Here is a 12,959-nt window from a genome sequence, read left to right on the forward strand (position 1 = left end):
GTTCCACTTTAGATATTTGTTTAAGATGAGATGTAACTCATTGAAATGTGTCATCATATTCGTCGTCAGAAAACAAGTATTATGCCATTATTTCAATGAGTTATCTTTTTTTGTCGTGTACAAAGATTTATTTCACAAAAACTCATTTCCCTTTATCTTAAATCTTCATCAACTGCGTAGCCGCACATAAGGATTTGACCATGACCGTTAAAATTAAGACTCGCGAAATTCAATATACAGCAGCTGATGGAACTCAACTTTTTGGCTATTTTGCCGCACCAGAGTCAGACACTGCGATCGCAGGTGTGTTAGTTGCCCCGGAATGGTGGGGACGCAATGAATATACCGAACAACGTGCGCGCGAATTGGCAGAACAAGGCTATGCTGCTTTCGCTTTGGATATGTATGGTGACAAAAAAGTCACCACAGATGCCAAGCAAGCTTATGAATGGATGATGCAGACTTTTGATCATGCCAACACCATTGTGACCCGCGCGTCTGCTGCATTAAACACTTTGGCACAGCAAAAAGAAGTAAATGCAGATAAACTCGCAGCAATAGGCTTTTGCTATGGCGGAAAAGTCGTGCTGGATTTAGCTCGTTCAGGTGCTGCATTAAAAGCTGTGGTGACCTTCCATGCAACACTTGCTACAGCGACTCCTGCACAAACAGGACAAGTCCAAGCAGAGATTTTAGTGCAACATGGTGAGCTCGATTCGATGGTGAGCTTAGAAGATGTTGCGACCTTTAGAAATGAAATGGATGCTGCCCAAGTGCAGTATCAAATCAATATTTTTGAAGGCGCAAAACACGGCTTTAGCAACCCGATGGCGGATGAACGTGCCAAAGCCAACAGCGTAGATTTAGCTTATAACGCTGCTGCAGAACAGCAAAGCTTAGCAGCCATGTATGCATTGTTAGCACGCCAGCTTGGTTCTTAAAGCCATAAGAACCGATACACAATATTTAATTTATAAAAATGAGGAGAGCACAATGACAGAACTCAATTGTCCATATTGCAATTTTGACGAATATGACGTGATTGCAAAAAATGATTTTGGTGTTGTACTTCCTGAACCACATACACTGTCTAAAGGGCATGCTGTCATTGTCCCACTACGTCATGTTGGTTCATTTTTTGAAATTACTGATAAAGAACGTAAAAGTTTAATGTCCTTACTTGAACAAGCGCGTAATGAATTAAATTTACGCTACCAACCTACTGGCTTTCATATTGGATTTAATGATGGACAAGTTTTTGGCGAAGCCACTGAACATGTGCATATTCACATTATCCCACGTTATGAAAACCAAACATTGGCGCTCGATACCCGCTGGGGCTTTAAAAGCTAAACTTTAAATTTACACTCACTAAGGAGCCTCGGCTCCTTTTTTGATGGCCACTATTTTTGCATTTCCCCTGATATACAGTTTTCGTTTTGAACAAAAAGAATGACTATTGAAAGATGTATACTAGGCCAGTTTTTTCAATTTTGATTGTATTGCATGTTTAACTTTTCTGATGCCCTTCTCGACTGGTTTGACGTCCATGGTCGTCATGACTTACCGTGGCAAGTGAAGGATGACCCTTACAAAGTATGGGTTTCAGAAATTATGCTACAACAGACTCAAGTCAAAACCGTTTTACAATATTTTGATCGATTTATTCAACGGTTTCCGACTGTTGAAGATTTAGGCCATGCCTCTTGGGATGATGTGGCGCCCTATTGGGCTGGCTTAGGCTACTATGCACGGGCTCGGAACTTACACAAAGCCGCGGGTATTGTTGCACGTCAGGGACATTTTCCAAGCAATCTTGAGCAGTGGATGGAACTACCGGGCATCGGCCCGTCTACCGCGGGTGCGCTGATGTCTTTAGGTTTAAGACAATATGGCGTGATTATGGACGGCAACGTCAAGCGAGTATTGTCTCGTTTCTTTGCTATAGAAGATGATTTATCGAAACCTGTACATGAACGGGCCATGTGGCAACTGGCGACAGAGCTCTGCCCCACTGAACGCAACCACGATTATACCCAAGCGATTATGGATCTTGGTGCAACGGTATGCACGCCGAAAAAACCACTCTGTTTATATTGTCCCATGCAACAGCACTGCAAAGCACATGCTCAAGGTTTAGAAACTGAATTACCTTATAAAAAGCCTAAAAAGCCTGTTCCTGTAAGAGAAGCTCAAGTCATGCTGATTCAATCTGCAGGAGAATGGCTGTGGATACAACGTCCGAATAGCGGGCTATGGGGTGGTCTGTGGTGTTTACCTATTTTTGATCAACCCCATGAGTTTCAATCCCACACTCAGCAGCTTGGTCTGAAACCTACCACCACTCAAGTGCAAATATCACATAGCTTTACCCACTTCACTTGGCTTTTAGAGGCTACTGTATTTACCGTTGCTGCCGATCAAAAAGAGCATTTAGCCATTGAATGCAACGCACAGTGGTTTACACCGATACAAGCCACTGCTCTCGGTATTCCTACTGCCATGAAAAAACTCATTTCTACGCTAGAACTCGAAAGCCATTCTATGCCATAGTTTTGAACTGCTCATCAATTGTATAGGGACAAATGTGACTCAAGGATTTTTTCAGCTTCGCAAAGGGTTGTTCGGCGGTATTGGTTTTATTTTGCTTTTACTCAGCGCCTGTACGTCGACTCCACCTAAACCATCAGGCAGTACATTGCCTGCTCATGAAGTGAAAAAATTACAAAACATGCGTTTATCCAATCAATTGCCTGTTCCTGTTCATCAAGTCAAACGAAGTGCGCTCAAGGACACTTGGGGCGCAGCGCGTAGCCAAGGACGAAGCCACGAAGGCATTGATATTATTGTTCCACGTGGAACAAAAGTTCTCAGTGCTACAGAAGGTTTAGTTGCTGACTTACGTAATAACAATTTGGGTGGTAAAGTGATATGGATTATGGGGCCCGCAGGTTCTTGGCATTATTATGCGCATCTTGATGGTCATAAACGTGGCTTAAACGTCGGCGACTATGTCAAAAAAGGTGATGTCATTGGCTATGTAGGTAATACTGGCAATGCTCGACATACTGCACCACATTTGCATTATGGCATTTACTTGGGTGGTAAAGGTCGCAATGCCGTTAACCCCTATCCGTATTTACGTTAATTTTAGGAAACATACATGTCAGAAGCGTTGATCAATCGTCTGGTGGAATTTGCAGAATCTGGTAATCAACAAAAAATCAGCCTCAATGGACAGTCTTATCAGGGCTGGATCATGGAGATCACTGAAGAAGCATTACTCATCAGCACCGGCTACGCAGACAAATCGGGTAAAGATGTATGGATTCAATTTGCCGATCTCGATCAAGCGGAACTGTTGTATTGGGACAATAAAAACGATCAATGGACTGTCTTTAAAATTTAAGTCAAAAGGAGCATTCAACATGACGATACAACGCTGTGCTTGGTGCTCCGAAGATCCTTTATATATTGCCTACCACGACACTGAGTGGGCTAAACCTAGTTTTGATGAGCAGCATCTCTTTGAAATGCTATGTCTTGAAGGACAACAAGCGGGGCTGTCTTGGATCACTGTGCTGAAAAAGCGGGCCTGCTATCAGCAACATTTTTTTCAATATCCCATTGCCGAAATCGCAGCGTTGAGTGACCTACAATTACAAGAAAAATTACAAGATTCAGGTTTGATTCGCCATATCGGCAAACTCACTGCCATTCGTGATAATGCCAAAGCATGGCAACAGTTAAAAGCCCAAGGGATTCATCCGGTGGAATTTCTTTGGAATTTTGTCGAAGGTCAAATTGCCAATAATGATGTAGTTGAATATCGCAGCGCCCCTGCACAAACCGCTCAAAGTCAGGCCATGTCCAAAGCATTAAAAAAGCATGGCTTTAAATTTGTCGGCCCAACGACTTGCTATGCTCTGATGCAAGCTATCGGCATGGTCAATGATCATGAAAATCACTGTGACTTTAAATACACGCACGCAGAATGACCTCAAAAACAGAAAGGATAGAATAATGAGTGACAATACAATTCACGCCTATGCAGCAATGAACAGTGGTGAAGCCCTTGTTCCCTACCAATTTGATGCAGGTGAATTACAAGCCCATCAGGTTGAAGTCAAAGTCGAGTATTGCGGTCTTTGTCACTCAGATATTTCTATTATCCAAAATGATTGGAAATCTTCGGTATATCCTGTGGTCCCAGGGCATGAAGTGATTGGAACCATTACCCAACTCGGCAGCGAAGCAAAAGGACTCAAAGTCGGACAACGTGTAGGCATTGGCTGGACAGCAGAAAGTTGTCAACACTGTGACCCATGTATCGATGGTCGCCAAGTGCAATGTACTGGAACCAAGACAGCGACAATCGTCGGTCATGCAGGTGGCTTTGCCGACAAAGTCCGTGCTGGCTGGCAATGGGTTATTCCGCTTCCAGATGATCTTGATCCAACCAGTGCTGGTCCTCTGCTCTGCGGCGGGATTACGGTATTTGATCCCATTTTACAGCACCAAATTCAGGCCATTCACCATGTTGCCGTGATCGGCATTGGTGGTTTAGGTCATATGGCGATTAAACTGCTCAAAGCTTGGGGCTGTGAAATTACCGCATTCAGCTCAAACTTAGATAAAACCGATGAACTTAAAGCTATGGGGGCTGACCATGTGGTGAATAGTCGTGATCTTGCCGCGATTAAAGCACAACGTGGTAAGTTCAATTTAATTTTAAGCACGGTCAATGTGACGTTGGATTGGCAAGCCTATCTTTCAACTTTGGCACCGAATGGAAGCGTTCACATGCTCGGCCTAGCACTTGAGCCGATGCAAATCCCCGCAGGTATGCTGATCAGTGGTGCTAAATCTGTCACTGGCTCATCAACAGGCTCTCCTGCAGCACTGCGTGAATTACTTCGATTCGCCGCACGTCAAAATATTGCACCTCAAATTGAAATGTATCCAATGTCTCAGGTGAATGAAGCGATTGAACGTTTGCATTCAGGAAACGTGCGTTATCGTATCGTGTTGAAAGCTGATTTTTAACGGCAAAAATCTAAGCCCAAAAAGCCTGCTGCATGCAGGCTTTTTTTTGTATGCTTTATGGACTCATTAATCTAGATGACATTTGTGTTTCTGCATTCCTTACGCACCCAATCTGCAAGCAACAAAATGGCCTGCTGAATATCTACAGACAACTCATGCCCGGCATTTAGACGAATACAGTTGTTATAACGATTGTCCTCACCAAAAATTAAACCTGGCACAATGTTGATGCCATGTTTTTGCGCATGGTAATACAGCGCCAAACTGTCTATTTGTTCAGGCATCTGCAACCACAGTGCATAACTGCCTTGAGGCCGATTCAGACGGATATCAACCCCTTGAAAAGCATCGTAAATATACTGACGATACTGCTCGACTTGCACCATTAATTTAGGACGCAATTCAGCAAGATGTTGGCGATAAGCACGACTAAAAATCAAATCTGCAAGTCCTAACTGCAAAGGCGTATTCACCGAATCATTTTGCAAAAGTAATTTAGGATGCAAATGTTGCAAATGTGGTGGAAGGCAAAACCACCCCACTCGATAAGAGGGTGATAAAGATTTTGAAATCGACCCACAATAGATCACATAGCCCGCCCGATCCCAATATTTGATAGGCAATGGTCGCTTTGCATTGAAACTACACTCAGCATAAATGTCATCTTCAATCACATAACATTGATATTTTTCAGCCAGTTGTGCAATTCGTTCCTTATCTTCATTACTTAAACAAAAACCCAAAGGATTTTGAAAATTTGCAGTCAATAAGCATACTTTCGCGCCTGAATCCCGCATTGCCTGCTCTAAACGATCTAAATCAAAACCTTCCGTATTGGCAGGAATTTCAACAATTTCCCGCTTCAATAAAGCCAATAATTGCAATTGCCCGTTATAGTTCGGCGTCGGAACAATGACACTCTCCCCTTCCGCACTTAGATTTTGCAACATCACTGACAAAGCAGGCATACAACCATTGCTGATGTAAATATCATCCTTAGGCATGTAAAAACCATCTTCAGCCCAATGTGCCGACAAAGCTTCACGCAATTGTGGATGACCTTGCCGATTGTTATATAAAAAATCTTCTGGTTTACAATGCTTTAATGCCCTTTGGATTGAACGTCTGATTGCTTCAACAGGAACAAAATTGGGGGACAACTGAATTGAACCCAAATGAATCAGGCGACTATTTGCAGATGCTTCATGGATCTGAATTTGCAATTCTAAATTCGAAATTTCACGAGGTCGGGAATCAAAATCAGGATGATTCGGCACGGCAATTTGCTGGGCTTTCTGTGAGGATTGTACAAAATAACCAGACTTTTCTTTGACATAAATGAGGCCTTTGGCTTCAAGTAATTCATAGCAGCGTTTCGCGGTATTTAAACTGATCTGATGCTGCTGTGAAAATTGACGTAGCGCATACAGACGCTGCCCTGCGGCCAATTCACCACTATAAATTTTCTGTGCCAACTGCTGCGCAAGCTGCTGATATTGAAAAGCCATCTGTACCCTTTTTTTAATCATTCTTGTATCTGTACCCATTAAGTTAACAGATTTAAGCTGATGGCATCAGGTTGATATCTCAAAAATAACGATAGGGGGACAATTAAATGAATGACTTCACGCAGTTTCGAGCGGGTCTAATCATCATCAGCACACTCACGCTTATGGCGTGCCAACCCGAACAGCACACTCAAGCTCAAAGCCAGCAAAATTTTATCTGTAAATCTTTAATTCAAGGTTTTTTGAGTGCCCAAAAACTGACGCAATATGAACTTGAGCAGATCCAACCAATCACCAGCGGCGGGTTACATCAAAAGCTATATATTTATAAAGCCAAATCTGAAAACGGTATGAATATGATGCCGCAGCAAGCCAAACTTCGCTTTGCCTGTGAACAATTGACTGCGCGGCAATTTCAAATCAAGTTACATCCGCATCAATTTCCAGAACAGACCTTACTCAGTATCGAACTTCCAGAAACACAACACATGCAGCAGTTGACTGCATTTCGCCTGCCTGAGTAGCGAAGTCATTGATCGTTCATATTGAACTGAATCATTACTGGTGCTTATTTTAAAATTTCGGGAAAGGTCTCAACAGTTTTGCTTTTACCCAGCTGCACTTTCATTTTTTGTAGCATTTGATAAGGCTGTTGCTGCACGAACATATTCACGAAACTGAGCGGAATGGAACCTTCCGGATTGGCGTAGCCATAGGTCGAAACTTTGACCTTTTGATTGCCTAAACGCTGGAAGGTCCAATCGCCCTCATAGTCGGTTAGGCGTACATAATTGGGATTGATCGGATAACCTTTTTTCACCGCTTTATTTTGGATGCTAATAATGCCTTGTGCATCTTTACGCATTTTGCCTTGTACCACCAAATCACGGTCTTTCAAGGGAAAAGGAAAATCCAACACCATATATAAACTGAATTCACCTTTCTGGTCATCGCGGGATAATACTTTGACACTGCCCATATAAGGGACCCAATTCACTGCATTTTCCACATCTAAAATCAGGGAAACCGCTTTTTCAATGGGTACATCAAAACTGGTTTCAGCTTTGTATTGAAAGACAGGATTTTGGGCATTTTGGTAGGTCCAAACTTTAATATTATTTTTATTAATCGTGAGTTTGGCATTATCCATAGTTTTCGCTTGTACTGCCGCAGTGAATGCGACAGCACAGGCCATAAAGATGACTTTTTTCATTCCATTGATCGTCTTATTTTAATTTTATGCTGTTGTTATAACGGATTTTAACGCGCTTTTATACGTCAATATCGTTAAAACCCAGTACATCTTTCATATCGTACTTACGTGCTTCACGACCAACTACCCATGCAGCTGCACGTACTGCACCAGAGGCAAAGTTCATACGGTTAGTCGCTTTATGGGTAATTTCAACACGTTCGCCATCCGCAATAAACATCGCAGTATGTTCACCGACAATGTCACCACCACGAATCGTTTGGAAGCCAATGGTTTGACGTTCACGTGGACCCGTATGACCTTCACGGCAATACACAGCATCTTGTTTTAAGTCACGTCCTAAAGCACCGGCAATGGCTTCGCCCCACATTAGCGCTGTACCTGATGGTGCATCAACTTTATGACGATGATGAGCTTCAATCACTTCAATATCCACAGTATCGCCAAACACTTTTGATGCCAATTCAAGAAGTTTGATTGAAACGTTTACACCGACAGAATAGTTCGCTGCATAGACCACTGGAGTCTCTGTAGCTGTTTCATCGAGATAAGCTTTTTGCTCATCATTCATACCTGTGGTACCAATGACAATCGCAACGCCTGCTTCACGACAAAGTTTAAGATGCTGAGCCGTTGCTGCAGGTGCAGTAAAGTCGATTACGACATCACAATCTTTTAAAACTTCAGCTAGGTTACCGACAACCTTTACGCCAACCGCGCCAATCCCTGCAAGTTCACCGGCATCCGCACCGACCAAGCTACTTTCAGGACGTTCTACCGCAGCAGCCAATTGATAACCAGCTTGCTGAACCGCCTGAATTAAGATGCGTCCCATACGACCGCCTGCGCCCAAGATACCAATACGTGGAGCTGCTGACATAACATTTTCCTAATGTTGATTCGAAATTGGTCTTACTATATCAAAACTCCATGCACAGGCTAAGTTACAAACAAAAAAATCCTGCATTTTCTGGAGTCATTGTGCAAATCAACTTCTACGACAGACGCTGACTATTCCCTCACCAAGTTTGGGCATTTTCACGGTATGATAGGCGCGTTCTATTGATCTTGAATATTCATGAAAACCCTATTGTATCTTTGTGCGGCAGTCTGTATTGCACTAGCATGGCTGATTCCGATTCATTACCGACCTTGGGCCACGTATACCGGTGAGCTTTATACCTTCTTTGCCCTGTTTGCCTTAGCGGCAACGTTCTTTAAAGAAAAGCTCATGGTGGCAAAAATTTCCTTGCCCCTGTTGCTCTTAGCGCTGATTCCCTTCGTCCAATTGGCTTTTGGGCAGGTGTATTATTTTAGTATTGCCTTACTCTGTATGCTGTTTGTGTTCAGCTTCTGGCTATGTATCAATCTTGGTTTTAGCCTATCTCAAGGTACGGAAAAACGCGAAAGAACCTTCCTATTCCTGAGCTATACCTTTGTTGCTTCTGGGGTCATGACAGGGCTCTTCGCAATATGTCAGTGGTTAGATTTCGACTCGTTTCTTCCTTTTGTGATGAAAATTAGTGGAACTACGCGCCCATTTGCAAACTTTGCTCAGCCGAATAACATGGCCACGTTTCTGCTCATGTCCTTGTTAGCCTGCTTATATGTTTATGAACAGCAAAAAGTTAAAACCCGCTATTTAGTCGCTTGTGCAATTCCTATTTTAATTGGGGTCGCGCTCAGCCAATCTCGCACCTCTTGGGTAGCAAGTATTTGCGTCCTAATCTATTTGGCTTATGCACAGTACAAAGATTATATCCGTCTTCGCTGGTTTTACAGCTTGGCATGGTTTATCGGCTTTGTGGCACTGATTGTATTGATGCCAAAATTAAGTCAAATCATGAGCCAAATGTCCGACATGAATATTCAAGAAAGTCGTGACGTAGTCAAACGTGCTGGTGGAGATATGTCTCGGTTAGCCATTTGGCAACAAATGGCACATGCCGTGGCTGCACAGCCTTGGTTTGGCTATGGTTGGCATCAAACCAGTAGTGCTTTTGTCTCGATCTCTGACACGGTGCAAGGGCCTGTATGGATTCGTAGCTCACACAATTTTATTTTGGATTTCTTATTGTGGAATGGCGCCATTATTGGTGTGCCGTTCTTGGCCTATTTCGCCTATTGGGGCATTCAATTACAGAAGTTAGCCAAGTCTGCATTATCTGTGATTGGCCTATTGATGGTCGGTGTCTTCGTTATTCATGCCATGTTGGAGTTTCCGCAAAACTACGCATATTTCTTACTGCCTGCGGGTTTTATTATCGGGGTTCTTCAAGCAGCGAAGCCACAGACGGCTACTTTGAGCCTGTCTCCGTGGTTTATCCGCATTGTTTTCGTGATTGGCGCTGTGCTGATTACGGTGATTTATCGTGATTATGCCAATGCAGCGATTCAGCTGGGTCAGGCATCAAAATATGAAAAAACACCGGAGAAAATCACCAACCATGCGCCGATCTATTTACTCACGGAATTTAGACATCGGGTAGCGATTATTCGTTTAAATCCATATTCCATCGTTTCTGAACAAACCATTCAGGATACTGAAAAATTGGTTCGCAGCTATCCAGCGAAATACCACATCATTAAATATGCACGTTTATTGGCATTTAATGGTCGTGAGGCTGAAGCACGTCATCAGCTACAGCGTCTTAAAAATATCTATAGGCTCGACATGAGCTATGAGAGTTTATTACCGCCTACAGCACAGCCGAAACCTTAAAACGCTCAATAAAAAAGCCTGCAATTATGCAGGCTTTTTTATACCTGAGTTCACATCACAGCGAACTCAAGCAAATCATTTCAATTAATCAAACAAACGGTCGAAGAATGATTTTTTCTTCGGAGATGATTTATTGTCATCGCCATCCATCGTGTCTTGTAACTCTTTCAACAATTCACGTTGACGAGCCGTTAAGTTCACAGGCGTTTCCACCACGATACGGCAGAGTAAGTCACCGGTCATGCTGGTACGTACAGGCTTCACACCTTTACCACGTAAGCGGAACAATTTACCAGTTTGAGTCCCTTCAGGTACTTTCAAGCTCACACGACCATCGAGTGTCGGAATTTGAATTTCTTTACCCAATGCAGCATCTGCAATGCTTACAGGCACATCCATATATAGGTCAGCGCCATCACGTTGGAAGATTTCGTGTTCACGTACCACCACTTCTACATATAAGTCGCCTGCTTGGCCATCACGGATCGCCTCGCCTTTGCCACTTAAACGTACGCGGTCGCCATTGTCCACACCTGCAGGAATGGTCACCTCTAAAGTTTGCTGACGGTCAGAAACCCCTGAACCATGACATTTATTACATGGGTTCTTAATAATTTTACCTTGACCACGACAGGTGCTACAGGTTTGCTGCACAGAGAAGAAGCCCTGTTGCATACGCACTTGACCGGCACCATGACAGGTTTTACAGGTTTCAACGTCATTCGGATTTTTAGATCCTTTACCATCACAGGCATCACATGGCGCTGGCGCAGTAAAGGTAATGGTTTTTTTCACGCCCTTCACAGCTTCCTCAAGGGTAAGCTCCATGACATAGCGTAAGTCTGAACCACGGCGTGCGCGTTGCTGACCACCACGGCCACCACCGCCAAATGCGCCACCGAAAATGTCGCCAAACTGACTAAAGATATCTTCTGCGCCAAATCCGCCACCGAAGCCACCGCCGCCGCCCATGCCGCCTTCAAAAGCTTGATGTCCCATACGGTCATACATACTACGTTTTTCGCTGTCCGATAAAACTTCATATGCTTCTGCAGCTTCTTTGAATTTTTCTTCAGCTTCTGGGTTATCTGGATTACGGTCAGGGTGATACTTCATCGCCAACTTACGGTAGGCTTTTTTAATTTCATCATCACTTGCGGTTTTAGATACACCTAAAACCTCATAATAATCACGTTTAGCCATGTCTGGCGATGCTCCTCACGGAATTTAATTTAATACTTAACTGTGGTCTGAAATTGGGGAATCAAACCATTTTTTCAAGGGGTAGGCAGGAAAAAAATAAATCGACTTAGAAAACAGCCTTATTTTTAACGAATTTGGATAGACCTTGGATCCATGCATTTAATAGATACAAAAAGGCAATCGAAGAAAAGATCACACCAATTACCGTGCATGCAGTCACCCAAAGATAGGTGTCCCAATAATAGAAAAATAAAGGAATAAACCACAGTGCGGCAAAAATGGCCATCATGGAATAAATCACAACGGTGCGCATGACCCAAAGCGCTTGGGCTTGGAGCCAAACTTCTGCAGAATCGATTTGAGTGACTTTGCGTGCAAAGCCGTAGGCAAATACACCACTAATCAGGGTAAATAAAGCGAAAAACATGAAGACATAAGAAATCGCAACATAACGGCGATACTTAGATAAACTCTCTGCTGTCATCTGTGATTCAACCCCGTACACCACAATATGCCGCGCTGCACTTGTGGTTGTTTTACTTTTTAAAAATGTCTTTGTAGATCAGGTGCTACTATAGAGAAAAATTCAATATTTCGCACCCAATATTATGACACTTTTAAGGATTCTGCTGAGTTTTTTTCACTTTAAACCACTGTGCATACAACGCAGGTAAAAAGAACAAGGTCAGCAGGGTCGCCACGATCAATCCGCCCATAATCGCCACGGCCATTGGACCGAAGAAAATACTGCGAGAAAGTGGAATCATCGCCAATACAGCGGCCAATGCAGTCAGCACAATGGGACGGCAACGACGTACCGTCGCATTGATAATCGCATCCCAAGCCGACTCCCCGGACTGAATATCTTGTTCAATCTGATCAATCAAAATCAGTGAATTGCGCATAATCATTCCTGACAGTGCAATCGTGCCGAGCATTGCCACAAAACCAAAGGGTTTATTGAACAATAACAGGAATAACACCACGCCAATAATGCCCAAAGGTGCAGTTGACATACTCCCACCACCAAGCTAAGAGCTATGGTGGGGGAATCTTTGCGACCCATGCAATCTTAGAGATTGCACCTTTCGATACCGCACTGCGCTGACAGTATGGCGGTACAGGAACTCTTTATACAGCACTATGTCCTAGTGCATCAGCTAAAGCGAAATTGCGTATATTCAAGCTTGCATTCAAATCACGATCATGCACTGTTTCACAGTCAGGACATTGCCATTCTCTTATGCTTAGTGGCAATTTTGTCATA

Annotated in this window: 15 protein-coding genes and 1 pseudogene; 9 read left to right on the forward strand and 7 right to left on the reverse strand. The window is 43.3% G+C overall.

From position 1 onward, the window contains the following. The first annotated feature begins 200 nt into the window (after positions 1–200). The 7 genes from FTV03_RS15130 (at position 201) to FTV03_RS15160 (ending at position 5,046) form a co-directional block, all read left to right on the forward strand. On the forward strand, positions 201–941 hold the full coding sequence (locus tag FTV03_RS15130; protein WP_180042048.1) for a dienelactone hydrolase family protein: 741 nt from the start codon (positions 201–203) through the stop codon (positions 939–941). A gap of 52 nt (positions 942–993) precedes the next feature. Then, complete coding sequence (locus FTV03_RS15135; RefSeq protein WP_078191628.1) at positions 994–1,353, forward strand: HIT family protein; 360 nt, start codon at positions 994–996, stop codon at positions 1,351–1,353. Between the two features lie 153 nt (positions 1,354–1,506). Next, the gene (gene mutY, locus FTV03_RS15140) at positions 1,507–2,553 is read left to right on the forward strand and encodes an A/G-specific adenine glycosylase (protein WP_180042050.1); all 1,047 of its coding nucleotides are present in this window, start codon (positions 1,507–1,509) and stop codon (positions 2,551–2,553) included. A gap of 67 nt (positions 2,554–2,620) precedes the next feature. Beyond that, positions 2,621–3,148 carry a M23 family metallopeptidase gene (locus tag FTV03_RS15145; RefSeq protein WP_168379469.1) on the forward strand — a complete coding sequence of 176 codons (528 nt, stop codon included), beginning with the start codon at positions 2,621–2,623 and terminating at the stop codon, positions 3,146–3,148. 15 nt (positions 3,149–3,163) lie between these two features. After that, positions 3,164–3,409, forward strand: a complete 246-nt coding sequence (locus tag FTV03_RS15150) for a hypothetical protein (RefSeq protein WP_078191630.1) — start codon at positions 3,164–3,166, stop codon at positions 3,407–3,409. Between the two features lie 19 nt (positions 3,410–3,428). Then, positions 3,429–3,998 carry a DNA-3-methyladenine glycosylase I gene (locus FTV03_RS15155; RefSeq protein ID WP_180042052.1) on the forward strand — a complete coding sequence of 190 codons (570 nt, stop codon included), beginning with the start codon at positions 3,429–3,431 and terminating at the stop codon, positions 3,996–3,998. Positions 3,999–4,023: 25 nt separating this feature from the next. Beyond that, positions 4,024–5,046, forward strand: a complete 1,023-nt coding sequence (locus tag FTV03_RS15160; protein WP_180042054.1) for an NAD(P)-dependent alcohol dehydrogenase — start codon at positions 4,024–4,026, stop codon at positions 5,044–5,046. Positions 5,047–5,117: 71 nt separating this feature from the next. Here FTV03_RS15160 and FTV03_RS15165 read toward each other — a convergent pair whose 3' ends face one another. Further along, entirely contained in the window at positions 5,118–6,554 is a 1,437-nt protein-coding gene (locus tag FTV03_RS15165; protein ID WP_180042056.1) for a PLP-dependent aminotransferase family protein, read from the reverse strand. A 107-nt stretch (positions 6,555–6,661) separates the two neighbouring features. Here FTV03_RS15165 and FTV03_RS15170 point away from each other — a divergent pair, with 107 nt between their 5' ends. Further along, entirely contained in the window at positions 6,662–7,078 is a 417-nt protein-coding gene (locus FTV03_RS15170; RefSeq protein ID WP_257220817.1) for a hypothetical protein, read from the forward strand. A gap of 44 nt (positions 7,079–7,122) precedes the next feature. Here the strand turns inward: FTV03_RS15170 and FTV03_RS15175 are convergent, their stop codons facing one another. Together FTV03_RS15175 and dapB are read right to left on the reverse strand one after the other, a co-directional pair. Further along, positions 7,123–7,767: an START domain-containing protein gene (locus tag FTV03_RS15175; protein ID WP_180042057.1), complete on the reverse strand. Its 645-nt coding sequence runs from the start codon at positions 7,765–7,767 to the stop codon at positions 7,123–7,125. A gap of 58 nt (positions 7,768–7,825) precedes the next feature. Further along, positions 7,826–8,647: a 4-hydroxy-tetrahydrodipicolinate reductase gene (gene dapB, locus FTV03_RS15180; protein ID WP_078194102.1), complete on the reverse strand. Its 822-nt coding sequence runs from the start codon at positions 8,645–8,647 to the stop codon at positions 7,826–7,828. Between the two features lie 198 nt (positions 8,648–8,845). Here dapB and FTV03_RS15185 point away from each other — a divergent pair, with 198 nt between their 5' ends. Further along, positions 8,846–10,489, forward strand: coding sequence for a PglL family O-oligosaccharyltransferase (locus FTV03_RS15185; RefSeq protein WP_180042058.1), 1,644 nt, complete (start codon positions 8,846–8,848; stop codon positions 10,487–10,489). An 84-nt stretch (positions 10,490–10,573) separates the two neighbouring features. On the opposite strand, the gene dnaJ is transcribed toward FTV03_RS15185, so the two are convergent. The 4 genes and pseudogenes from dnaJ to FTV03_RS15205 form a co-directional block, all read right to left on the reverse strand. Next, a complete protein-coding gene (gene dnaJ / locus FTV03_RS15190) occupies positions 10,574–11,692 on the reverse strand; it encodes a molecular chaperone DnaJ (protein WP_180026213.1) in 1,119 nt (372 codons plus the stop codon). 106 nt (positions 11,693–11,798) lie between these two features. Further along, positions 11,799–12,176, reverse strand: coding sequence for a hypothetical protein (locus FTV03_RS15195; protein ID WP_180042059.1), 378 nt, complete (start codon positions 12,174–12,176; stop codon positions 11,799–11,801). 133 nt (positions 12,177–12,309) lie between these two features. Beyond that, a pseudogene (locus FTV03_RS15200) lies at positions 12,310–12,702 on the reverse strand (efflux RND transporter permease subunit); the annotation flags it as partial. Between the two features lie 121 nt (positions 12,703–12,823). Then, positions 12,824–12,958: a zinc ribbon domain-containing protein gene (locus FTV03_RS15205; RefSeq protein WP_180042060.1), complete on the reverse strand. Its 135-nt coding sequence runs from the start codon at positions 12,956–12,958 to the stop codon at positions 12,824–12,826. Position 12,959 lies beyond the last annotated feature (1 nt).

Origin of the sequence: Acinetobacter sp. YH12218, assembly GCF_013417925.1 — a bacterium.
Classification (GTDB): domain Bacteria; phylum Pseudomonadota; class Gammaproteobacteria; order Pseudomonadales; family Moraxellaceae; genus Acinetobacter; species Acinetobacter amyesii.